Source organism: Streptomyces sp. NPDC050418 (genome assembly GCF_044458745.1).
In the GTDB taxonomy this organism is placed as follows: domain Bacteria; phylum Actinomycetota; class Actinomycetes; order Streptomycetales; family Streptomycetaceae; genus Streptomyces.
Genome location: NZ_JBITIG010000001.1, coordinates 319021 through 340874, shown reverse-complemented (window position 1 = coordinate 340874; position 21854 = coordinate 319021). Strand labels below are relative to the sequence as shown.

22 protein-coding genes are annotated in these 21854 nt (G+C 70.5%); 11 read left to right on the top strand and 11 right to left on the bottom strand.

The genetic code is table 11. The features are described from left to right. Positions 1-55 precede the first annotated feature (55 nt). Together ACIBI4_RS01630 and mmuM are read right to left on the bottom strand one after the other, a co-directional pair. Entirely contained in the window at positions 56-1138 is a 1083-nt protein-coding gene (locus tag ACIBI4_RS01630; RefSeq protein ID WP_399201500.1) for a WD40/YVTN/BNR-like repeat-containing protein, read from the bottom strand. Positions 1139-1399: 261 nt separating this feature from the next. Beyond that, positions 1400-2317 carry a homocysteine S-methyltransferase gene (gene mmuM, locus ACIBI4_RS01625; RefSeq protein ID WP_399201499.1) on the bottom strand — a complete coding sequence of 306 codons (918 nt, stop codon included), beginning with the start codon at positions 2315-2317 and terminating at the stop codon, positions 1400-1402. A gap of 50 nt (positions 2318-2367) precedes the next feature. Here mmuM and aroQ point away from each other — a divergent pair, with 50 nt between their 5' ends. Both aroQ and ACIBI4_RS01615 read left to right on the top strand, forming a co-directional pair. Beyond that, positions 2368-2823 (top strand): type II 3-dehydroquinate dehydratase, encoded by a 456-nt coding sequence (aroQ, locus tag ACIBI4_RS01620; protein ID WP_399201498.1) that lies wholly within the window; start codon positions 2368-2370, stop codon positions 2821-2823. Positions 2824-2928: 105 nt separating this feature from the next. Continuing rightward, a complete protein-coding gene (locus ACIBI4_RS01615; RefSeq protein ID WP_399201497.1) occupies positions 2929-4002 on the top strand; it encodes a hypothetical protein in 1074 nt (357 codons plus the stop codon). Between the two features lie 36 nt (positions 4003-4038). Here the strand turns inward: ACIBI4_RS01615 and ACIBI4_RS01610 are convergent, their stop codons facing one another. Together ACIBI4_RS01610 and ACIBI4_RS01605 are read right to left on the bottom strand one after the other, a co-directional pair. Beyond that, positions 4039-4440: a nuclear transport factor 2 family protein gene (locus tag ACIBI4_RS01610; protein ID WP_399201496.1), complete on the bottom strand. Its 402-nt coding sequence runs from the start codon at positions 4438-4440 to the stop codon at positions 4039-4041. Between the two features lie 252 nt (positions 4441-4692). Then, positions 4693-4842: a hypothetical protein gene (locus tag ACIBI4_RS01605; protein ID WP_399201495.1), complete on the bottom strand. Its 150-nt coding sequence runs from the start codon at positions 4840-4842 to the stop codon at positions 4693-4695. A 54-nt stretch (positions 4843-4896) separates the two neighbouring features. Between ACIBI4_RS01605 and ACIBI4_RS01600 the strand changes: the two genes are divergently transcribed. The 4 genes from ACIBI4_RS01600 (at position 4897) to ACIBI4_RS01585 (ending at position 9915) form a co-directional block, all read left to right on the top strand. Then, positions 4897-7410, top strand: a complete 2514-nt coding sequence (locus ACIBI4_RS01600; protein WP_399201494.1) for an ATP-dependent Clp protease ATP-binding subunit — start codon at positions 4897-4899, stop codon at positions 7408-7410. Positions 7411-7471: 61 nt separating this feature from the next. Beyond that, a complete protein-coding gene (locus tag ACIBI4_RS01595) occupies positions 7472-8464 on the top strand; it encodes a Dyp-type peroxidase (protein WP_399201493.1) in 993 nt (330 codons plus the stop codon). After that, complete coding sequence (locus ACIBI4_RS01590; protein ID WP_399201492.1) at positions 8464-9276, top strand: family 1 encapsulin nanocompartment shell protein; 813 nt, start codon at positions 8464-8466, stop codon at positions 9274-9276. The genes ACIBI4_RS01595 and ACIBI4_RS01590 overlap by 1 nt, the downstream gene beginning before the upstream one ends. Positions 9277-9303: 27 nt before the next feature. Beyond that, complete coding sequence (locus ACIBI4_RS01585) at positions 9304-9915, top strand: DUF1345 domain-containing protein (RefSeq protein WP_399201491.1); 612 nt, start codon at positions 9304-9306, stop codon at positions 9913-9915. 57 nt (positions 9916-9972) lie between these two features. Here the strand turns inward: ACIBI4_RS01585 and ACIBI4_RS01580 are convergent, their stop codons facing one another. Then, on the bottom strand, positions 9973-11052 hold the full coding sequence (locus tag ACIBI4_RS01580) for an NADH:flavin oxidoreductase/NADH oxidase (protein ID WP_399201489.1): 1080 nt from the start codon (positions 11050-11052) through the stop codon (positions 9973-9975). A 170-nt stretch (positions 11053-11222) separates the two neighbouring features. Here ACIBI4_RS01580 and ACIBI4_RS01575 point away from each other — a divergent pair, with 170 nt between their 5' ends. Further along, a complete protein-coding gene (locus ACIBI4_RS01575) occupies positions 11223-11573 on the top strand; it encodes an ArsR/SmtB family transcription factor (RefSeq protein WP_399201488.1) in 351 nt (116 codons plus the stop codon). Here ACIBI4_RS01575 and ACIBI4_RS01570 read toward each other — a convergent pair. Together ACIBI4_RS01570 and ACIBI4_RS01565 are read right to left on the bottom strand one after the other, a co-directional pair. Then, the gene (locus tag ACIBI4_RS01570) at positions 11570-12925 is read right to left on the bottom strand and encodes a nucleobase:cation symporter-2 family protein (protein ID WP_399201487.1); all 1356 of its coding nucleotides are present in this window, start codon (positions 12923-12925) and stop codon (positions 11570-11572) included. The genes ACIBI4_RS01575 and ACIBI4_RS01570 overlap by 4 nt on opposite strands. Positions 12926-13195: 270 nt before the next feature. Then, the gene (locus ACIBI4_RS01565; RefSeq protein WP_399201486.1) at positions 13196-14554 is read right to left on the bottom strand and encodes an FAD-dependent oxidoreductase; all 1359 of its coding nucleotides are present in this window, start codon (positions 14552-14554) and stop codon (positions 13196-13198) included. Between the two features lie 236 nt (positions 14555-14790). Here ACIBI4_RS01565 and ACIBI4_RS01560 point away from each other — a divergent pair, with 236 nt between their 5' ends. Further along, the gene (locus ACIBI4_RS01560; protein ID WP_399201994.1) at positions 14791-15420 is read left to right on the top strand and encodes a DUF6214 family protein; all 630 of its coding nucleotides are present in this window, start codon (positions 14791-14793) and stop codon (positions 15418-15420) included. A 58-nt stretch (positions 15421-15478) separates the two neighbouring features. On the opposite strand, the gene ACIBI4_RS01555 is transcribed toward ACIBI4_RS01560, so the two are convergent. Further along, positions 15479-16144 carry a DUF305 domain-containing protein gene (locus tag ACIBI4_RS01555; RefSeq protein ID WP_399201485.1) on the bottom strand — a complete coding sequence of 222 codons (666 nt, stop codon included), beginning with the start codon at positions 16142-16144 and terminating at the stop codon, positions 15479-15481. A 175-nt stretch (positions 16145-16319) separates the two neighbouring features. Here ACIBI4_RS01555 and ACIBI4_RS01550 point away from each other — a divergent pair, with 175 nt between their 5' ends. After that, a complete protein-coding gene (locus tag ACIBI4_RS01550) occupies positions 16320-17828 on the top strand; it encodes a hypothetical protein (protein WP_399201484.1) in 1509 nt (502 codons plus the stop codon). Here ACIBI4_RS01550 and ACIBI4_RS01545 read toward each other — a convergent pair. Next, the gene (locus tag ACIBI4_RS01545) at positions 17810-18457 is read right to left on the bottom strand and encodes a TetR/AcrR family transcriptional regulator (RefSeq protein ID WP_399201483.1); all 648 of its coding nucleotides are present in this window, start codon (positions 18455-18457) and stop codon (positions 17810-17812) included. The genes ACIBI4_RS01550 and ACIBI4_RS01545 overlap by 19 nt on opposite strands. Before the next feature lie 202 nt (positions 18458-18659). Here ACIBI4_RS01545 and ACIBI4_RS01540 point away from each other — a divergent pair, with 202 nt between their 5' ends. After that, complete coding sequence (locus ACIBI4_RS01540) at positions 18660-19040, top strand: VOC family protein (RefSeq protein ID WP_399201482.1); 381 nt, start codon at positions 18660-18662, stop codon at positions 19038-19040. A gap of 41 nt (positions 19041-19081) precedes the next feature. Here the strand turns inward: ACIBI4_RS01540 and ACIBI4_RS01535 are convergent, their stop codons facing one another. Both ACIBI4_RS01535 and ACIBI4_RS01530 read right to left on the bottom strand, forming a co-directional pair. After that, positions 19082-20455, bottom strand: coding sequence for a serine hydrolase domain-containing protein (locus ACIBI4_RS01535; protein ID WP_399201481.1), 1374 nt, complete (start codon positions 20453-20455; stop codon positions 19082-19084). Next, positions 20452-20709, bottom strand: coding sequence for a hypothetical protein (locus ACIBI4_RS01530; RefSeq protein WP_399201480.1), 258 nt, complete (start codon positions 20707-20709; stop codon positions 20452-20454). Before ACIBI4_RS01530 ends, ACIBI4_RS01535 begins: the two co-directional genes overlap by 4 nt. A gap of 202 nt (positions 20710-20911) precedes the next feature. Between ACIBI4_RS01530 and ACIBI4_RS01525 the strand changes: the two genes are divergently transcribed. Continuing rightward, entirely contained in the window at positions 20912-21838 is a 927-nt protein-coding gene (locus ACIBI4_RS01525; RefSeq protein ID WP_399201479.1) for a helix-turn-helix domain-containing protein, read from the top strand. Positions 21839-21854 lie beyond the last annotated feature (16 nt).

The window sequence follows — 21854 nt, the reverse complement described above, 5'->3', positions numbered from 1 at the left end:
CGGGCGCAGGGGCGCGGGCCCGGCCGCGCGCGCCCGCTCCGCCCGCCTGTCCGGCTCAGCCGATCGCTGCCGCGCGGACGCACAGCACATCCGGCAGATGCGAGGCCAGCTGCTGCCAGGAGTCGCCGTCGTCGGCGCTGGCGAAGACCTCTCCGTTGCGATTGCCGAAGTACACCCCCGCGGGGTCCAGATCGTCCGTGCACAATGCGTCGCGCAGCACTGTCCCGAAGTGGTCGCCCTCGGGCAGGCCCGCCGAGAGGGGCTCCCAGGTGGCGCCGGCGTCGGTCGTGCGGAAGACGCGGCAGCGGCGGTCCGCCGGGACCCGGTCCGCGTCCGCGTTGATCGGGAAGATGTACGCGGTGTCGCCGCGGTGCGGATGCGCGGCCGCCGCGAATCCGAAGTCGGACGGCAGCGACGAGCCGATGTCGACCCACTTGCCGCCCGCGTCGTCGCTGCGGAACACGCCCCAGTGGTTCTGCAGATAGAGCCGGTCGGGATCGGCGGCGTCCCGCGTCACCTTGTGCACGCACTGCCCGAACTCCGGGTTCGGATCCGGCAGGAACACCGCCGACACACCGGAGTTGGCGGGCGCCCAGCTCTGCCCGCCGTCCTGTGTGCGGAACACGCCGGCCGTGGACACCGCCACGGTGATCGATCCGGCGTCGCGGGCGTCGGTCAGGATCGTGTGCAGCCCCTCACCGCCACCGCCCGGCACCCATTTGGAGCGCGTGGGGTGCTCCCACAGCGGGCGCACCAGCTCGAAGCTCTCCCCGCGGTCCTCCGAGCGGTACAGCGCCGCCGGTTCGGTGCCCGCCCACACCACGTCCGGCTCGGAGGCCGACGGGTGCAGTTGCCAGACGCGCTCCAGCGAAGCCCCCGTGTCCTCGGGGAACTTGACGGCGGGCGTGGCCGGTTCGGTCCAGGTCGCACCGAGGTCGTCCGAGTGGAAGACGCTCGGCCCCCAGTGGGCGCTGTCCCCGCCGACCAGCAGGCGCGGGGTGTCGCGCCGGGTGTCGATCGCGATCGAGTAGATCGCCTGTGCGTTGAAATGCGGCCCGCCGAACTCCCAGACGCCGTCACGGCGGCGTCCGATGAAGAGTCCCTTGCGGGTGCCCACGGTCAGCAGTACCTCGGCCATCTGCGGCCACCTCCGTCGGAGTCGATGGACGTCGTTGTCCACGGTCAGGCCCTGCCCACGCCTCGTGGGGCGTCGGTCGTGAAGCGGGAACGAGGCCTGGCGCCCAGTCTGCACCCGGGCACTGACAACAGCCCCGAAACAGGCCGGACCTGGTGTTTTCGGCCGCCGAAGCCACGGCCGCGACCGCCGCTGCCACCGCGGCCCGGGCCCATCGGGTCCGGCCACGGTACGCACCGACCGCGCACCGCAGTCGTCGTACGCCTATTCGCGCACGTGGGCGGCGAGCGCGCCGATATCCTCCGGCCCCACCCGGCAGCACCCGCCGACCAGCCGCGCTCCGTCCCGTACCCAGCGCGCCGCACGGTCCGGGGCGAAGAACGTGGACGGGCCGTACCAGGAACGCCGCTCCGCGTCCCACTGCTCACCGCTGTTGGGATAGACCACCACCGGCCGGCCCGTGATCCGCGCGGCGAGCGGGACCGCGGCGTCGGCGTCCTCGGGGGAGCAGCAGTTCACTCCCACGGCGATCACCTCCTCGGCGTCCGCGGCCACCGCGAACGCCTCCGCGAGCGGCTGACCTGCCCGGGTGCGCCCTCCGGCCACGCTGTACGACAGCCACGCGGGGACGCCGAGCCCGCGCACGGCCCGGACCAGCGCCTGTGCCTCCACGGCGTCCGGCACGGTCTCCAGGGCGAGGACATCGGGCCCCGCCGCCGCGAGGACCTCGAGGCGCGGCCGGTGGAAACGTTCCAGTGCGGCAACGCTCAGCCCGTACCGCCCTCGGTACTCGGACCCGTCCGCGAGCAGCGCGCCGTACGGGCCCGCCGAAGCGGCCACCCAGAGGGGCTGCCGCGCCCCGGGCTCCTGTGCTTCGGCGGCGGCCTCGCGTGCCAACTGCACACTCAGGGCGAGGAGTTCACTCGTGCGGGCGGCGTCGATGCCGCGCGAGGCGAAGCCCTCGTACGTCGCCTGGTACGAGGCGGTCGTCGCCACCTGCGCTCCCGCGCGGTAGTACGCGAGGTGCGCCGCGCGGATCGCGTCGGGACGGTCGGCGAGCAGCCGGGCCGACCACAGCGCGTCACCGAGATCGTGTCCGGCGGCCTCCAGCTGGTTCGACAGACCACCGTCCAGGATCACGGGCCCCTGGGCGAGCGCCTGCGGGAAGGTGAAGGTGCCCATGCATCGACGCTAACCCCCAGCCGGGCGCGGCACCGCCGTAGGCTGTGACCATGGCTTCCGTACTGGTCCTCAACGGCCCCAACCTCAACCTCCTCGGCACTCGCGAGCCCGATGTCTACGGGGCGCAGACCCTCAAGGACGTCGAGGCGCTCTGCGCGGAGGCCGCCGCGGCGCTCGGCCACGAGGCCGACTGCCGGCAGTCCAACCACGAGGGGCAGTTGATCGACTGGATCCACGAGGCGGGAGAGCGGCAGAAGTCCGGCGACCTGATCGGCGCGGTGTTCAACGCGGGCGCGTACACGCACACGTCGGTCGCGCTGCATGACGCGATCAAGGGCACCGGGCTGCGCGTCATCGAGGTGCACATCTCGAACGTGCACGCACGCGAGGCGTTCCGGCACCACTCCTACCTGTCGCCCGCCGCGGCCGGGATCGTCGTCGGCTTCGGTGTGGACGGCTACCGCCTCGCCATCGAAGGACTGCACCGGCTGGCCGCCACGGTCTGACGGCCGCGCGCTCCCGCGTTCCGCTCACTTCGCGCGCATCCGGAACCAGTCGCCCACGCAGGCGCGTTGTCCAGGCGTCGGGAATTTCCGAGCAGGGGAGGACACGTGAGCGGCCCAGAGGTACGGATCGACGGCGACAGGCTGCTGCTGCCCGGCGGGGTGAGCGTGCAGTTCATGCGGACACTGCGACTGCCGGAGACGGGCACGCACGCGCTGCCCCCGGGGCTCGGCACCTTCCCGCTGCGGCGTGTGCAGGACTTCCCCGACACGGCACCCCAGGAGTGGCTGGAGCGCGGCGGCGTGCTGCTGCCCGTGTATCTGCGGGAGGCCATGTGGCTGGCGTTCGGCGGGAGTTCGGAGCCCGCGGCCCTGCAGGTGGGCGTCGGCAAGGTGTGCGCGGTCTCGGGCAAGCCGTGGAGCGACAAGCTGAAGCGGCATCCGCAGAACTACGTGGTGCTGCCCCGCCAGCCGTGGCTCGACGGCATCAACTCCGGCAAGGGCACGGTCCGCCAGTTCGTCGCGGTCCCGCTCGGCCTCGGCGCGACGGTCGAGGGCCAGGTCACCGGCGAGGAGCACTGGGGCGGCGTACAGCTGCAGACGTACCCGCTGGATCACAAGGCGCTCGCGGCATGGCGCGAGGAGCAGCGGCGGCTGGCCGCCGAGCGTGCGCGACGGCCGCAGTACGGCGGGGGATACGGGGCGGTGCCCCAGGCCGCCGGAGCGCCGCCCATGCCCGCGGCCCCGGGCGCCGCACCTCAGTTCGCCACGGCGTCGAGGGCAGCCGCACCGGTGCAGGCCACCGCGATGGGCCTGGGTGTCGGCGGATCCATGCGCCAGGAGGTCTACAAGGACGACCGGCCCGCTTCGGACTGGGCCAGGACGCCCGCGGGCCGGGTCTTCGTGCACCTCGTGACCCCGCCCGAGTGGCGCCGCATCACGGGCGAGGCACCGCCGCCCTCGCCGGTGGACCGGGCCGCGTACACGCGGGCGGGACTGCCCTGGTTCGACTACTACGACGAGGACGGCACGGACCTCGCGCCCACCGACACCCTCGGCGAGGTCAAGCCGGTGGGCGAGTGGCTCGGCGACGACCACACGCCGTGGGCGGAGCCGAAGCCGGGCCAGATCAAGCCGCTCGGGGACGCGCCGGGCAAGCCGGTGTCCGACGGCGACTGGTGACAAGGACGCCAGGGGTGCGAGGGCGGTGAGCCGCTCTCACACCCCTGGCTCCACCTCCCCCACCCGTGTCGCGAGGACCTGCCACCCGTCCTCCTCGCTGTGCACCCAGGTCCGTGTGCACAGCACCCGCGCCTCGAACGCTTTGTTCCGGTACCGGCCCTGGACGGCCAGCACCGTGCGGGTCACGCCGGTCGGGCCGACCACCGTCGCGACCGTCTCCTCGGGTTCGATCCGCTCGACGACGAGTGTGCCCGCCGCCAGTTCGGCCGTCTCCTGCTCGCCGGGAAGGGAGCGCCCGTCGGGCCGTACGGACACCAGTTGCGGATGGAGCAGACCGTGTAACCCGGACAGGTCGCCTTCCCGTACGGCATGTCTCAACCGGCGCTCGGCCGCGAGGAGTTCCGCAGCGGGGAACTCGTCCCCACGCTGCTGCTGCACGCATCCGCTCAGTTCCACTGGCCACCTCTTGTGTCGGGTGGCGCACTGTATCCGGCGCGCCACCCCAGGCCGAAGTAGCCCAGAGGGGCGCGCTGATGCACGGGGGCGCCCCGCGCCCTGGCGACGGGTTCGGCAGCGGTCGCCCGCGGGGCCTTCACAGGCCCCGACGGACCGGTGATACAGGGCCGGCGCGCACCTCGTGCCGACCGCGTCGGGCCCTGCGACCAGCGTGAACGAGGGATCGCGAAGGAGTTACCGGTCCAGGAGGACGACACGGGCCTCGCGGTTGACGTCGATCTTCCCGACCGCGGACGGCCGCGGGCGGTGGCGGGCCGGGTAGAGCCGGGTGGCGTACGGGGTGGCGTGGGCGGCGACGGGCCGGGCGGAGCGTTTGCGGAGCACCTGACGTCAGGTTTGAGTGGTACGGACCGCCCCCTCGCTCATCAGGAGCCTGGCATGTCGATGTCTTCCTTCGGTTCCTCCGACCCGTTCGGCGAGCTGCTCAACAGGTTCTTCGGGATGTCGCCCGCCTCCTCGCCGCCCGCGGTGCAGCGCGTGCCGATCGGGAGGCTGCTGACCGAGTCATCCCACGAGCTGCTGGGCCTGGCGACGCAGAGAGCCGTACAGGACGGCACCGACGACCTCGACACGGAGCACCTGCTGTGGGCCGCCACTCAGGTCGAACCCACGCGTGACCTGCTGCAGCGCGCCGGAGTGGACCCGGACGCGCTCGCCGACAAGATCGACAAAGTACTGCCCCGCGAGTCCGCCGAACCTTCCGCGCGGCCGGGCCTCACCCCGGCCGCCAAGCGGACCCTCGCGCTCGCCCACGCCCGGTCGCAGGCGTCCGGTGTCTCGTACATCGGCCCCGAGCACATCCTGGGCGCTCTCCTGAGCGATCCCGACTCCGGCGCCTCGCGGTTCCTGCGCGCCGAGGACCTGGACGTCTCGAAGCTGCGCGGCGCGGCCGACCCGGCAGGTCTCGGCGAGGGTGGGGGAGGGGCGCCCAAGGAGCCCGCGACGACCCTCGACGAGTTCGGCCGCGACCTCACCGAGGAGGCCAAGGCCGGGCGGCTCGATCCCGTGGTGGGCCGTGCGGAGGAGATCGAGCAGACCGTCGAGATCCTCTCGCGGCGGTCCAAGAACAACCCCGTCCTCATCGGCGAGCCCGGCGTCGGCAAGACTGCGATCGTCGAAGGGCTCGCGCAGCGGATCGTCGCCGGCGAGGTGCCGGACACCCTGAAGGACAAGCGGGTGGTCTCCCTCGACATGTCCGGGATGGTCGCCGGCGCCCAGTACCGCGGCCAGTTCGAGGAACGCCTCAAGAAGGTCATCGAGGACGTCCGGAAGTCCGAGGGCGAGATCATCCTCTTCATCGACGAACTGCACACCGTCGTCGGCGCCGGGGCGACCGGCGAAGGCTCCATGGACGCGGGCAACATGCTCAAGCCCGCCCTCGCCCGTGGTGAACTGCACGTCGTCGGCGCCACCACCATCGACGAGTACCGCAAGTACATCGAGAAGGACGCCGCGCTGGAACGCCGCTTCCAGCCCGTCCTCATCCCGGAGCCGTCCGTCGAGGAGACCGTGCAGATCCTCGAAGGACTGCGCGACGCCTACGAGGCCCACCACCAGGTCCGGTTCGCCGACGGCGCGCTCGCCGCCGCGGCCGAGCTTTCCGACCGCTACATCAGCGACCGCTTCCTGCCCGACAAGGCGATCGACCTGATGGACCAGGCCGGTGCCCGCGTACGGCTGCGCAGCTCGGGACGCTCCACCGAGGTCGTCAGCCGTGAGGACAGGATCGCCAAGCTGCGCCGCGAGAAGGACCAGGCCGTCGCGGCCGAGGACTTCGAGAAGGCCAAGGTCCTCAAGGAGGAGATCGCCGGGATCGAGGGCGAGATCGCCGGGATCGAGGAGCGCCGCGAAGGCGTCGTCTCCGTCACCGCCTCCGACATCGCCGACATCGTGTCCCGGCGCACCGGCATCCCGGTCTCCCAGCTCACCACCGGCGAGAAGGAGCGCCTGCTCAAGCTGGAGGAGGAGATGCACGCCCGGATCGTCGGCCAGGACGAGGCCGTCACCGCCGTCTCCGAGGCCGTGCGCCGCAACCGCGCGGGCATGGGCGACCCCAACCGGCCCGTCGGCTCCTTCCTGTTCCTCGGTCCGACCGGTGTCGGCAAGACCGAGCTCGCCAAGACCCTCGCCGAACTGCTCTTCGGCGACGAGAGCAGCATGATCCGGTTCGACATGAGCGAGTTCCAGGAGAAGCACACCGTCGCCCGGCTCGTCGGCGCCCCTCCCGGGTACGTCGGCTACGACGAGGCAGGCCAGCTCACCGAGAAGGTCCGCCGCCGGCCGTACAGCGTCGTGCTCTTCGACGAGGTGGAGAAGGCGCACCCCGACGTCTTCAACACGCTGCTGCAGATCCTCGACGACGGCCGTCTGACCGACGGCCAGGGCCGCACGGTGGACTTCCGGCACACCGTGATCATCATGACGTCCAACATCGGCGCCCACCGGATCCTCGCCCACGAGGGCGACGCGGCCGAGCTCAAGGACGAGCTGATGGAGGACCTGCGCGGCCGGTTCCTGCCCGAGTTCCTCAACCGGATCGACGACATCATCGTCTTCCACAGCCTCACCGAGTACGACCTCGGCGAGATCGTGGAGCACCTCCTCGACCGCAGCAAGCACCGTGTCCACGCGCAGGGCATGACCCTGGAGGTCACCGAGGCGGCGAAGAAGCTGCTCGTCGACCACGGCTACCAGCCGGAGTTCGGCGCGCGGCCACTGCGCCGCACGATCCAGACCGAGCTGGACAACCGGATCGCCTCCCTGCTCCTGGGCGGCGAGGCGGACCCCGGGGACACGATCGTCGCCGACGTCATCGACGATTCCCTGCACTGCACGATCCGCAAGGGCGAGGCCGCCGCCGCGGCATCGGACCAGGGCGCCGACGCGGAGTGACGACGGTTCCCGCTCCCCCGAGACATCTTCCCTGCCCACCCACCACGCGTACGGGAGTGCCATGGCCGCGACGCAGACCGTGCTCAAACCGCCCGCCAAGGCGGCCGTCTTCCTCGTGGCGACCATCGCCCCGGGCGCCGAGCGCGCCGTACGCGAAGGGGTCGGCGACCTGTCGGGGCTCGCCCGCTCGGTGTCCTTCCGCAGCCCCGATGACGCGCTCAGCCTCATCACCGGGTTCTCTTCCGATGCCTGGGACCGCCTCGCCGGCGGCCCCCGCCCGCGTGACCTGCACCCTTTCCAGCCGCTCCAGGGACCCCGGCACCGCGCCCCCGCCACCCCCGGCGACGTGATGTTCCATCTGCGTGCCCGGCGCATGGACCTCTGCTTCGAGCTGGCCCGGCTGATCGTCGACCGGTTCGGCTCCGCGCTCACCGTCGTCGACGAAGTGCACGGCTTCAAGTACTTCGACGAGCGGGACCTCCTCGGCTTCGTCGACGGCAGCGAGAACCCGCAGGACGCCGAGGCGGTCGACGCCGTCCACATCGGTGACGAGGACGCGGACTTCGCCGGCGGTACGTACGTCCTGGTGCAGAAGTACCTGCACGACATGACGGCCTGGGAATCCCTCACCGTCGAGGAGCAGGAACACGTCATCGGCCGCACCAAATCCGCCAACGTGGAGCTGCCCGAAGGCGTCAAGCCCACGGACTCACATGTCGCCCTGAACACGATCGAGGACGCGGACGGCACCGAGCGGGCGATCGTCCGCGACAACATGCCGTTCGGCCAGGTCGGCAGCGCCGAGTTCGGCACGTACTTCATCGGGTACGCGCGCACACCGGACGTTCCCGAACGCATGCTGCGCAACATGTTCCTGGGCGATCCGCCCGGCCACACGGACCGCATTCTCGACTTCTCGCGGGCCGTCACCGGCGGCCTGTTCTTCGTGCCCGCCGCGGACCTCCTCGACGACCTCCCCGCCCCGCCCGACGCGGCCGCGCGCCCCGCCGACGCCTCCCTGCGCATCGGCAGCCTGAAAGGATCCCGGCCCTGATGACGTCCCCCGTGCCGAACAACCTGCACCGTGAACTCGCCCCGATCACGGCCGCCGCGTGGACCGAAATCGAGGAGGAGGCCGCCCGCACCTACGGACGCAACAGCGCGGGCCGCCGTATCGTCGACGTCCCCGACGCGGCCGGACCCGAGTTCGCCGCCGCCGGTACGGGGCACCTCACCGACCTGGCCCCGCCCGCCGAAGGCGTCGCCGCGCGGCTCCGGGACGCGCGGCCGCTCGTCGAGCTGCGCGTGCCGTTCACGGTCACCCGCGCCGCGGTCGACGACGTGGAGCGCGGCTCGAAGGACTCCGACTGGCAGCCCGTGAAGGACGCGGCGCGTGCTCTGGCGTTCGCCGAGGACCGCATGATCTTCGACGGCTACGAGGCCGCCGGCGTCGAGGGCCTGCGCAAGCGCTCCTCCAACCCGGTGCAGCACCTCCCGGCCGAACCCCGTGACTACCCCGACGCGCTCAGCCGGGCGCTGACGACCCTGCGGCTCGCGGGCGTGGACGGTCCGTACGCGCTGCTCCTCGGCGCGGAGGAGTACGCGTCCGTGAGCGAGACCTCCGACCACGGCTATCCGATCGCCGCCCACCTCGGGCGGATGCTGGACGGCGCGCCGATCTGGGCGCCGGCGCTGCGCGGCGCACTCGTCGTCTCCACACGAGGCGGCGACTTCGAACTGCTCCTGGGCCAGGACGTGTCGATCGGCTACACGGCCCACGACGCCCACGGCATCGAGCTGTACCTTCAGGAGACGCTGACCTTCCTGCCCTACACGGACGAGGCAGTCGTCGTCCTCGAGGCCTGAGGGGCTCCTGTGCGGCCGCTCAACCCCGTGCCCCGGGCCCTGGGCGCGCTGCTTCTCGGAGTTGCCGTCGGTGTGTGCGTCGGCCTGCTCGCCGACGGCCCGGGACTCGGTTTCCTGTCCGGGCTCGCGGCGGGGGAGACACTCTTCGTGGCCACCGGCTGGCTCGCCCTGTGGCCCATGGACGCGGCCGCCACGCAACACAACGCGCGACGCGAGGAGTTCCGCCCGGTCGTCGAGGAGATCGCCGTCGTCGGCACGTCCGTCTCCGGCCTCGGTGCCATCGCCGTCCTGCTCGTCACCGAGCGGTCGAGCCTGGGCCAGGCCTCGGCGGCGCTCGCGCTCCTCGGCGTCTTCATGGCCTGGTCCTCGCTGCACCTCATGTACGCGACCCGGTACGCGTACATCTACTACACGCCGCCGGAGGGCGGCATCGACTTCAACACCCGGGACCGGCCCCGGTACGTCGACTTCCTCTACTTCAGCTACAACCTCGGCATGACCTACCAGGTCTCCGACAACAACGTCTCCACGACGGCGCTGCGCGGCGTGATCCTGCGCCACTGCCTCCTGTCGTACGTCTTCGGCACGAGCACCCTCGCCACCGCCATCAACCTCGTGGTGGGGATCTTCGGCGGCTGACGGCGGCCGCATGCGGCTGATGGCGGCGGGAGGGTGCGTCCCGACCCGGACGGTGGCTCAGACGGACCGGTGGTACTGGTCCGGCACGTGCACCTCGGCTCCCAGCTCCCGCGCCGCGTGCCGCGCGAAGGACGGGTTGCGCAGGAGTTCGCGGCCCAGGAGGACCGCGTCGGCCTCGCCGTTGGCGACGATCTTCTCGGCCTGTTCGATCTCGGTGATCAGACCCACCGCGGCCACCGGAAGGCCGGCCTCCTCCTTGACGCGGGTCGCGAACGGCACCTGGTACGAGGGGCCGACGGGGATGGTGACCTTGGGGGCGAGGCCGCCCGTGGACACGTCGAGCAGGTCGACGCCGTGCTCCTTGAGGACCCCGGCGAAGCGGACGGTGTCGTCGGCGGTCCAGCCGCCCTCGTCCAGCCAGTCGGTGGCCGAGATACGGAAGAACAGCGGCTTGTCCGCGGGCCACACTTCACGAACGGCGTCGACGACTTCGAGGGCGAAGCGGGTGCGGTTCTCGAAGGAGCCGCCGTATGCGTCGGTGCGCCGGTTGGAGTGGGGGGAGAGGAACTCGCCGATCAGGTAGCCGTGCGCGCCGTGCACCTCGACGACCTCGAAGCCCGCGTCGAGCGCGCGCCCGGCGGCCGCACGGAACTGTCCGACGATCTCCCGGATCTGCTCGACGGTCAGCTCGGCGGGCGTGCGCTCGCCCTCCGCGAACGGCACCGGGCTCGGCGCGAGCGGCTCCCAGCCGTGCGCGGACTCGTCGACCTGCTTGCCGCCCTTCCAGGGCTGGGCGGTCGAGGCCTTGCGTCCGGCGTGGGCGATCTGGATGCCGGGCACGGTGTGCTGCGACTTCAGGAAGTCGGTGATGCGGCGCAGCGCGGCGACCTGGGTGTCGTTCCAGATGCCCAGGTCCTGCGGGCTGATCCGGCCCGCGGGGCTCACTCCGGTCGCCTCGACGAGGATCAGACCGGTGCCGCCCGCCGCGCGGGACGCGTAGTGCTGGAAGTGCCAGTCGGTGGCGACGCCCGCGTTGGGCCCGAACGCCTCCGCCGAGTACTGGCACATGGGCGCCATCCACACGCGGTTGGGAATGGTCAGCGACCGCAGGGTGTAGGGCTCGAACAGTGCGCTCACGGCGGGCTCCTTCGACGGTGGACGTTGCCTGGCGGCCGACGGCAATGCCGTGCGACCGCCTCGTACGATAGTCACCGTACTACGATGGATGTCAAACTACGAGACCTCTCGTACAATGAAGTCCGCAGCGTCCGCCGACCCGTGCGGCGCCCGCAGGACCGGGAGGCAGTGTGACCACCGCGACGAGCAGCCGAGCCCTCGCTCATCCCGAGCGCGCGGAGATCCGCCTCGAATCCGTGCTGCACGCGCTCTCCGACCCGATGCGGCTCCAGGTCGTACGCGAACTGGCGGCCGCCGAGGACGAGTTGTCGTGCTCGCACTTCGACCTGCCGGTCACCAAGTCCACGACGACGCACCACTTCCGCGTGCTGCGCGAGAGCGGAGTGATCCGGCAGGTCTATCGCGGCACCGCCAAGATGAACGGGCTGCGCCGCGACGACCTGACCGAGCTCTTCCCCGGCCTGCTCGACGCGGTGCTCGACGCGTCCGTCCGGCAGGAGCGGCGGCTCGCCGACGGCTAGCCGGCCGCCGGCTCGGTCTTGCGCCCCGGAAGATGGTTGAACAGGAGGTTGAGCGCGAGGGCGGTCAGGCAGCCCGCGCTGATCCCGCTGTGCATCACCGTCTGGAACCAGTCCGGGAACTTGTCGTAGATCTCCGGAACGCCCACCGGCAGCATGCCCACGGCCAGCGACACCGCGACGATCGTCAGGTTGTGGTTGCCGCGGAAGTCGACCGTGGCCAGGGTGCGCAGACCGGTCGCGGCCACCGTTCCGAACATGACGAGACCCGCGCCGCCGAGCACCGGTGCCGGGATCGCCGCGACGACCGCGCCCAGCTTCGGCAGCAGACCGAGCAGCACCAGGATCACGCCGGCGCAGGCCACGACCCAGCGGCTGCGCACCCGGGTCATCCCGACCAGGCCGACGTTCTGTGCGAACGCCGTGTACGGGAAGGTGTTGAAGACGCCGCCGAGCACCGTCGAGAGACCGTCCGCGCGCAGACCGTCGGCCAGGTTGCGCGGCCCCACCTTGCGGTCGGTCATCTCGCCGACCGCGATCATGTCGCCGGTGGTCTCCGTCATGATGACCAGCGCGACCACCAGCATCGACACCACGGCCGCCGCCTCGAACGTGGGCGCTCCGAAGTGGAACGGTGTGCTGATGCCCAGCCAGTCGGCCTGGCCCACACCGCCGAAGTCGGTGAAGTCGAGCGGTATCGCCACCAGCGTGCCCACCACGATGCCGACCAGAACGGCGATCCGGCTGAGGAAGGCGGGCGCGAAGCGCTGCACCGCCACGACCACGACGAGGACGAAGGCGGCGAGCCCGATGTTCTTCGGCGCACCGAAGTCGGGGGAGCCCACACCGCCCGCGACCCAGCGTCCGGCCACCGGCAGCAGCGTCACCCCGATGATCAGGATCACCGTGCCGGTGACCAGCGGCGGGAAGAAGCGCAGAAGGCGCCCGAAGGCCGGCGCGAGCAGCATCATCGCGAGCCCGGAGATGATCACGGCACCGTAGATCGCCGGAAGCCCGCCGCCCTGCGTGCCGATCAGGACCATCGGCGAGACCGCCGCGAACGTACAGCCCTGCATGATCGGCAGCCGCACCCCGAACCGCCACACGCCCACGCACTGCAGCAGCGTCGCGATCCCGCACACCAGCAGGTCGGCGGTGATGAGATACGCGAGATCCGCGGGCGGCAGCTTCATCGCACCGCCGACGATCAGCGGCACGGCCACCGCGCCCGCGTACATGGCGAGCACGTGCTGCAGACCGAACGCGATCAGCTTGCCGGTGGGCGGCACCTGGTCGACGGGGTGCTTCTCGCCCGCGGTGGGCGGCGAGCCTGCGGAGGGAGCGGAAGAGGCCATGGGGCACTCCTGAACTGGGAAAGGGGACGGGACTGTTCAGCGATGTGGGGGCAGCACGAGACCGTAGGCGGCCTGAACAGTTTGTTGATTACGCGGATGTTGCCGCGCTGTGTCGCCGATCGCCAGACCTGTGACGTGAGTTGTCGCGGGGTGGCCGCGAGTGATGTCCGGCGGTTGTGCGGACTCCCGCGCCCGCTCCCGCAAGCCCGCTCCCGCAAGCCCGCCCCCTCAAGCCCGCCCCCTCAAGCCCGCCCCCTCAAGCCCGCTCCCTCAGGCCGGACTCTCCCCGCGCCCGGCCGCCAGCAGCGCGCCCCAGTCGCCGATCTTCACCGGCCCCCGCCCGAGCGACGCCCCGAGCGCCGCCTCCGCCCGCTCGATCGCCTGCCACCCCGACCACGGCACCGGCCGCAGCCCAGCGGCCCGCAGTCCGTCCAGCGGATCCGGACGACCGGCAGCGTCATCCGGTGCCACGAGCCGGGGCGCGTCCTCGATCAGTGACCCGGCCGTCTCCTTCGCGCACGGCCGGTTCGTGCCGATCACCCCGGTCGGCCCGCGCTTGATCCACCCGGCCACGTACTCCCCGCGCGACGGCACCCCGTCCCGCAGTACCCGGCCCGCGCTGTGCGGCACGGTGCCGCCGCGCTCGTCGAACGGCAGCCCGTGCAGCGGAACACCCCGGTAGCCCACGGACCGCAGGACCAGCTGCGCCTCGATCTCCTCGTACGCGCCCGTTCCCGTGACACCGCCCCGACCATCGGGCGCCGTCCGCTCGAAGCGCACCGCCCGCACCCGTCCCGCCTCGCCGACGAGCTCGTCGGGCCGCAGGAAGAAGCGCAGGTGGATCCGGCGCTCGCGCCCCTGCGGCGCCCGCTCGGCGAAGGCCCGCAGTGCCTCGATGTTGCGCCGGTTGACCGCGGGCAGCCCGGACGGGTCCGTGTACTGCGGATCGAGCGCCAACTCGGCCGGATCCACCACCACTTCGGCATCGGGCAGCGCCCCGAGCTCCCGCAGTTCCTTCGTCGTGAACTTCGCCTGGGAGGGTCCGCGCCGGCCCACCATGTACACATCGCGTACCTGGCTCGCCGCCAGCGCGTCGAGCGCCGTGCCGGGCATGTCGGTGCCGGTCAGCTCGTCGGCGCCGCGGGCGAGGATCCGGGTCACGTCGACGGCCACGTTCCCGACACCGATCACCACGGCCGAGCGTGCGGCGCTCAGCGCGCCGTTCCAGTGCGCGTCGGGATGCGCGCTGTACCAGGACACGAACTCGGTGGCCGACCAGCTGCCCGCAAGATCCTCGCCGGGTACGCCCAGATGGCGGTCGGTCGCGGCCCCCACGCAGTACACGACCGCGTCGTACCACCGCAGCAGCTCCTCGGGCGCGATCCCGCCGGGGCCGACCTCCACGGCGCCGAGAAACCGCACGCGCTCGTCCTGGAGCACCGCCCGCAGATTGTTCTGCAGCGACTTGATCTTCTCGTGGTCGGGTGCGACGCCGTAGCGGACGAGGCCGTACGGACAAGGCAGCCGGTCGAGCACGTCGACGCGCACCGGCACCCGGTCCTGCTGGACGAGCGACTGGGCGGTGTACACCCCGCTCGGTCCCGATCCGACGACAGCGACATGAAGCACGATGAGGCTCCTCCCGCGGGATGTCTTCAGCATCGCACCCCCGTACGGCCAGGGGGAGATACGTGCGACGCCCAGTGATCGGGGCCGGGGGACGAGCGGGCATCGGAGGTACGGAAAGGAGCGGTTCGCGTGCCGTGACCGACCGAGAGTGATTAGACGGTTACGGTTTCAATGTGCTCAATGGATCATTTGACCCGGAATCTGATCAGACGACTCAGGATCGAACGGATCATGCGCTGACGGCATGGCCCCAGTGGGAGGTGCGGGGGCACGGCACGGCCGCGGGCCCGCTCCAGCCCTGGTTCAACGTACGGCTGACCTTCGGCGAGGGTTCGTCCATCGACGTACTCGCGGCGGCGGGGGAGTCCGGTATCTCCATCGAGGACCTGCGGGCCCAACCGCCGCTTCCCCTCGGCGGGTTCGCCGCGCTGGCCGAGTGGCTCCAGGGCCCGCTGGAGGAGGCCTGCCGCGCCGTCATCGCAGCCCCGGTCCCTGCCGCGCCGACGCCCGCCGGACAGCGGACGCCCGCCGGACAGCAGACGCCCGCCGGACAGCGGACGGTCACCGAAGAGCAAGAGCACAGGGGAACGGAAGATTCCGCAGGTCAGCCCGCGGAATCACCGCCGGACACCGACGAGTCGCGCGACGATGCGGCGCCTGCCGAGGGCCGCGCCCGCCACGCCCAGCCCCGCGGCCAGGACCCCCGTCTCCTCGCCGCCGAGGCCTACCGCGCCGCGCGCGACGAGGGTGACGATCCGGTCCTCGCGGTGATGCGCGCGACGGGCCGCAGCCGTCGCCGGTCCCTGCGGCTCATCGCGGCCGCCCGGGACGCGGGCCACCTCCCGCCGCGCCACAACCGCCGCTGACCGCGGCACACGCACTCGGGGAGCCCGCAAGCAAGAAGCCCCGAAGCAAGGAGCCCGCTCAGGACATCTCGCGCATCCGCTTCACTTCGCCGGCCTGCTGCGCCATCACGTCGGTGGCCATCTCCTCCAGCAGGATGTTGTTGCCGCCCCCGAGCAGCTCCTCGGCCATGGTGATGGCGCCGTCGTGGTGCGTGATCATCAGCTTGAGGAAGAGTTCGTCGAAGGCCGCGCCCTTCGCCGCCTTCAGGTTCTTCATCTGACCCTCGGTCGCCATCCCCGGCATCGTGTGATGGTCGTGACCCTCGGTCTTGCGCGGCCCGCCGTTGTTCTTGATCCAGCTCTCCATCGCCTTGATCTCGGGCCCCTGCGCCGCCTTGATGCGGTCCGCGAGCCCCTTCAGCGAGGTCGACTTCGCCCGGTCCGGGGCGAGTTCGGTCATTTCGAGCGCCTGCTGGTGGTGCACGATCATCATCTGCGCGTACGTGAAATCGGCCGCGTTGGGCGTATCGTCATCGCCCCGCTTCTTGGCCTCCTCGGGCGAGATCTTCTCCGCCTTCTCGCCCGGTTTGCCCGGTGCTATCACCGAAGGCCCGCTCTGTGCACCGGACTTGCTCTTGTCGTCGCCGTCCCCTGAGTCGCAGGCGCCGAGCAGCAGCGCGCCGGCGAGTGCCACTGCCGCCGCGGCAACGGCCCGGCCCTGCGGGGATCTGTGACGAAGCAGCACGGCAACCTCCTGGAACAACGGGATCGTTGATGTCCGTCCTAGCACGAGCGTGAGCGCCGAAGATCAAAAACTTCTATTACAAGTGCGTTGCCATCTGTTGAGATGTGCATGGCGAGCACGATACTGCCGTTGTCCGTGAACCGTTCAACTACGAACGGCGACTTGGGAGGACGAAGTGATCGAACAGAACAGACCCCGTGCACGGCACAGACGACTCGGTGTGGCCGCCGCCGCATTCGGGCTCATCGCCACCCTGCTGACCGCAGGTCAGGCCGCTGCCACGCCCGACCCGGGCGACACACCCGCATCGCCGAAGGGGGTGTCCAAGAGCGACGCCGCGGACACCCGCGCCGCGATAGCCGACGGGGAGATACCCGGCCAGGACGAGGTCGTCCACTCCGACAACATCCAACACGTCACGAACATCCCGAAGGACGTGCTGCCGGGTCTCAATACGGACCTCGCGTTCCAGGGCAAGTACGCGTTCGCCGGCAACTACGACGGCTTCCGTATCTACGACATCTCCAACCCGAAGAAGCCGAAGACGGTCTCCCAGGTCCTGTGTCCTGGCAGCCAGAACGACATCTCGATCTCCGGGGACCTGCTCTTCCTGTCCACCGACTCCTCGCGCAGCGACTCCTCGTGCTCCAGCACGACGCAGCCCGCGACCGAGAAGTCGTCGTGGGAGGGCATGAAGATCTTCGACATCAGCGACAAGCGCAACCCCGAGTACGTGGCCGCGGTCGAGACCGCGTGCGGCTCGCACACCCACACGCTGGTGCCGGAGCGCAGGAACGTCTACGTGTACGTCTCCTCGTACTCGCCGAGCGCGACCTTCCCGGACTGCCAGCCGCCGCACGACGGCATCTCGATCATCAAGGTGCCCCGCAAGGCCCCTGAGCAGGCCAAGGTCATCGACTTCCCCGTGCTGTTCCCCGGTGACGGTCCGGACGGCGGCGGCAACCCGGGTGGGCCCACCAACCCGGGTGTCTCCAAGACGACCGGTTGCCACGACATCACCGTGCTGCCCTCCGAGGACCTCGCGGCGGGCGCGTGCATGGGTGACGGCATCCTCTTCGACATCGAGGACCCGGAGAAGCCGAGGATCATCGACCAGGTCCAGGACAACGTGAACTTCGCGTTCTGGCACTCTGCGTCGTTCAACCAGAAGGCCAACAAGGTCGTCTTCACCGACGAGCTCGGCGGCGGCAGCGGTGCCACCTGCAACGCGGCGATCGGCCCGAACCGCGGCGCCAACGGCATCTACGACATCGTCGGCAAGGGCGACAAGCGCAAGCTGGTCTTCAAGTCGTACTTCAAGATCCCGCGGCACCAGGCCGACACCGAGAACTGCGTGGCGCACAACGGCTCGCTCATCCCGGTGAAGGGCAAGGACCTGATGGTCCAGGCCTGGTACCAGGGCGGCGTCTCCGTCTGGGACTTCACCAACTCGAGCAAGCCGAAGGAGATCGGCTACTTCGAGCGTGGCCCGCTGACCACCGACACGATCCAGATCGGCGGTTCGTGGTCCGCGTACTACTACAACGGCTATGTCTACTCGAACGACATCGCCAAGGGCTTCGACGTCCTGAAGATCAACGACCGTCGTACGGACCCGGCGAAGCGGATCCGTCTGGACGAGCTCAACGTCCAGACGCAGCCCGACTACTTCGACCGTGACTGATACGGCTGAGGCGTGACGGTTCCGCCGGGCAGTGAGCTGCCCGGCGGAACCCCCAGCTCCCACGCGAGCCCGTAGCGGTCGAACAACTCGGCCCGCAGCGGCTCGACCGGCATCGGCGCACCCGGCAGCAGGAGCGCGAACACCGCTCCCATCAACTGCGCCCGCAGCAGCGGATACTCACGGTCCACATCCAGCGATCCATGCCGTATGCAGGTGTCGCGGAGCAGTTCGGCAAGGCGCTGCTGCTCGGGGCACTGCACGAAGCCCTCGGCCTGGAGGATGCCGGCCATATGCGTCCGCATGAGGGTGGGCCGTTCGGCGGCCAGCCCCAGAATGGCGTCAATCGCGCGTGCGAGCCGTTCGTCCCCGTCCGGGGTCCGCGGCTCCCGCTCCAGCGCGGCGGCCAGTGTCCGGTGCATCAGACGGTGCACGGCGGACTGCAGCAACTGCCGCTTCCCGGGGAAGTAGTACGACACAAGACCCCGCGCGCACCCCGCGCGATCAGCGATGTCCCCGAGCGTCGTCGCCTCATAGCCCCGCTCGCCCACCAGCTCCACAGTCGCCTGGAGCAGCCGCTCACGGGAACGCCGCCGCAGCTCCTCGTTGACCGATGCGCTGCGCGGGGACAATCACCAACTCCTGTGTTGACTGGCTCGCAGCCAACTATACTCAGCGTGCACTGAACGAGTCCTTCCGTGTTCACGAAGGGCCCCACCAGTGCTGCCGTCCGCCCGGGCGACGCGGGGGATCGCCCGGACGGACGGCATCGTGCTGCTCGGGGGCCGTCCCCTCCGTGCCGTGCTGTCCCACAGACGTCGGCCCGGAGTTGCCATGACCGTTCAGATGACCCTGGGTGCGATCACCTTCGACTGCCCCGAGCCGCTTGCCCTCGCGGCGTTCTATCGGGAGGCCACTGGTCTCGCGCCGCATCCGAAGTCGAATGAGGATTTCGCCGCGCTAGAAGGTGCGCATGGGCTGCTGATCGGGTTTCAGCGTGTGAGTGACTACCGGGCGCCGAGCTGGCCGGAGCCGACTGTTCCGCAGCAGCTGCATGTCTGCTTCAACGTCACGGTCGACACGGACCTCGACGAGGCCGAGGCGCAGTTGCTGAAGCTGGGTGCGGGCAAGCCGGAGCATCAGCCGCATGACAGCGCGCGGGCGCGGGTGCTCACCGATCCCGTCGGGCACCCCTTCTGCCTGATCAGGCGTTGAGCTGCGCGGCCGGATCCCACCGGGTCGGCCGGCCCTGACGGTCAGACGCGGGGATGTGCACGGCAGTTGGTGTGCAGATAGCGGGCCGCGCCGTCCGTGAAGTCGTACAGGGCGACGGTCTGGGTGTCTTCCAGTTCGTCCGTGGGCGGCATAAGGAAGTGGGTCTCGCTGACCGGCAGGAGGTCGTACGTGAGCCGGTCCGGCTTTCCGAGGAAGGCGGCGTGCATCGGGTCGAGGTCCAGGGCGAGCCGGAGCCGTCCCCCGTCCGAGGTGACTTCGAAGCGGGTGCCGGGGCGCTCGTAGATCCCCACATAGCGGGCGTGGTCGAGGACGAGCTGCGGGTCGGGACAGGGCAGCTCCGGGACCGAGCCCAGCCCGAGCGTCGTGAGGACCAGGTCGAGAACGTCACGCGTGAACCCCTCCCGCGGCCCGCCGTTGGTCAGCACCACGATCGCGGTGCCGGCGTACGGGAGCACCCGCAGCCGCGCGTTCTGCCCGATCGTGCTGCCGTCCGAGGCGTACACGGTCCGTCCGTGCCAGTCGCACACGATCAGGCCGAGTGCCCACTGCGGGCCGAACATGTACGGATCCGGGACCGGCACCCGTGAGCCCGTCATCTCGCGGAGCGCGGCTGCGGAGACCATGCGCTTCCCGTTCGGTGCGACACCGTCGGTGAGCAGGACGTGGGCGAGGGCCAGAACGTCCCGGGTCGTCGTGGTGATCCCTCCGCCGGGCCCGAAGGCGCGCGGCAGGTGCTCGACCGGGGTGACGATCGGGCCTTCGGACGACGACCTCAGCAGATGTCCGGTCGCGGCCCGCGCCCCGTCCGTCTGCTCACGCCAACTGGCCGTCCCCGTAAGGTCCATGGGCCCGAAGAGACGGTCGCGCATCACGTCGTCCCACGGCTTCCCGTCCTGCACCTCCAGGATCCGCGCGAGTATCGCGGACCCCAGCGCGGCGCTGTATCCGTGGGTGCTGCCAGGCGGAAATACCTGGGGCGCGTCCGAAATCGCGGCGACCATCCGCGCGTACACATCGGTGTCCTCGCCGGGATCGCCGTACGCCTCCTCGATCCCGCTCGTGTGCTGCAGCAGGTGGCGTGGGGTGACCTGCGCGGTGGCCTCGGGATCGGCCACAGTGAACTCGGGCAGATATGTCCGCACCGGCTCGTCGAGCCGGACCTTGCCCTCGTCCACCAACTGCAGGAACGCGAGCGCGGTCCACGTCTTCGTCATCGACCCGCACTGGTAGACGGTGTCCGTCGCGACCGGCTCCCCGGTCCTGACGTCACGTACACCGACCGCCCACTCGGTGACCGCACCCTCGTGCAGCACCCCGATCGCGGCACTCGGAATCCCGTACGCCGCAAGGAGATCCGCGATCCGTGCCGTGAACTCGGTGTCATCCATCCTCATCGCGCAAGCCCAATCGCGTTCGCGGCATCCGCCTCGAAATACTCCGTGGTCGCATACGCGCCGGCATGCGCCTCCATGAACTCCCGCAGCCCGGCGACGGACTCATGGGTGATCACATTCACCGCCTTCACCCCGTCACCGCCGGACACCGCGAGCTTCCACTCCGACCCCTTCGGCAGCTTCGCGTGCGCCCGCTTCAGCGCGTCCCAGAACTTCCGCTCATCCGCCACCGTGGACACGGCCATCACGTACATGGGTGTTCCTTCCTTTGAGTCCTGCTCCCTTGCCCTTTCCAGATCTCAAAAGCTACGTTGCGTTTCCTTTGGAATCAAAGAATCCGAACGATAAAAGCCCTGATCATCGATAATCGTTGCAACAGAAATGCGAATGAACGCAATCTCGGCGACACGCCGTTGCACTGTAATGTGAGTAAAGCAATGCACAGGAGGAGGGCCCGTGCCCGGTGGCAGGCTGACGAACGAGGACCGGCTGCAGATCGCGGAGTGGCTGGCCGAAGGGCTCACGTATGCCGAGATCGCCCGCCGCCTCGGCCGCCCCACCTCCACCATCAGCCGCGAGATCGCCCGCAACGCCGCACCCAGCGGCGGCTACCTCGCCGACCTCGCCCAGGAGTCGGCCGGACAGCGCGCCCGTCGGAGTCGCCCGTCACCGCCGACCGAGCCCTCGGACGGTGACCGACGAGCCACTGCCGTACGGGACTTCGTCGACGAGTTCGCGCAACTGCTGGCCGCGACGGGCATGCCCCGGATGACCGCCCGGGTCTTCGTCAGCCTGCTCACCGCCGACGCGAGCGGTCTGACCTCCGCGGACCTGGTGCGGCACCTGCACGTCAGCCCGGCCTCGGTTTCGAAATCCGTCACCGCGCTGGAGGAGATGGAACTGATCGGCCGCACGGCGGACCTCACCTCGCGCCGCCGGCGCTACGTCATCGACGACGACGTGTGGCTACGCGCCTGGCAGGCCGACACCGGCGCCCACAGCGCCATCGCCTCGGCGGCGGACCGCGGTATCGCGATCTTCGGCGCGGACTCGACTGCGGGCGCGCGGCTCGGCAGGATGGGCCGCTTCTTCGGCCGCCTGAGCGAACACATGGGCGGCACCACCCTTGCCGCTCCCGCCGTCCACGACGCCCTCACCCTGATCGCCGCCCTCACCCACACCCACCGCGCGCTCACGGCGCAAGCCCTCACCATAGCGCTCGACTGGTCTCCCGCGCGGACCGCTGCCGCACTGCACGCGCTCACCGAAGAACCGTCGATCGCCGATCCGCTGGCGCTGTGCCACAGCGCGGACGGGACGTATCACCTGGAACCGAGAGCGGACCGCCTGAGCGCCAAGCAGCGTTCGGCGTTGGAGAGTTGACGGGGCGCGATGGGGT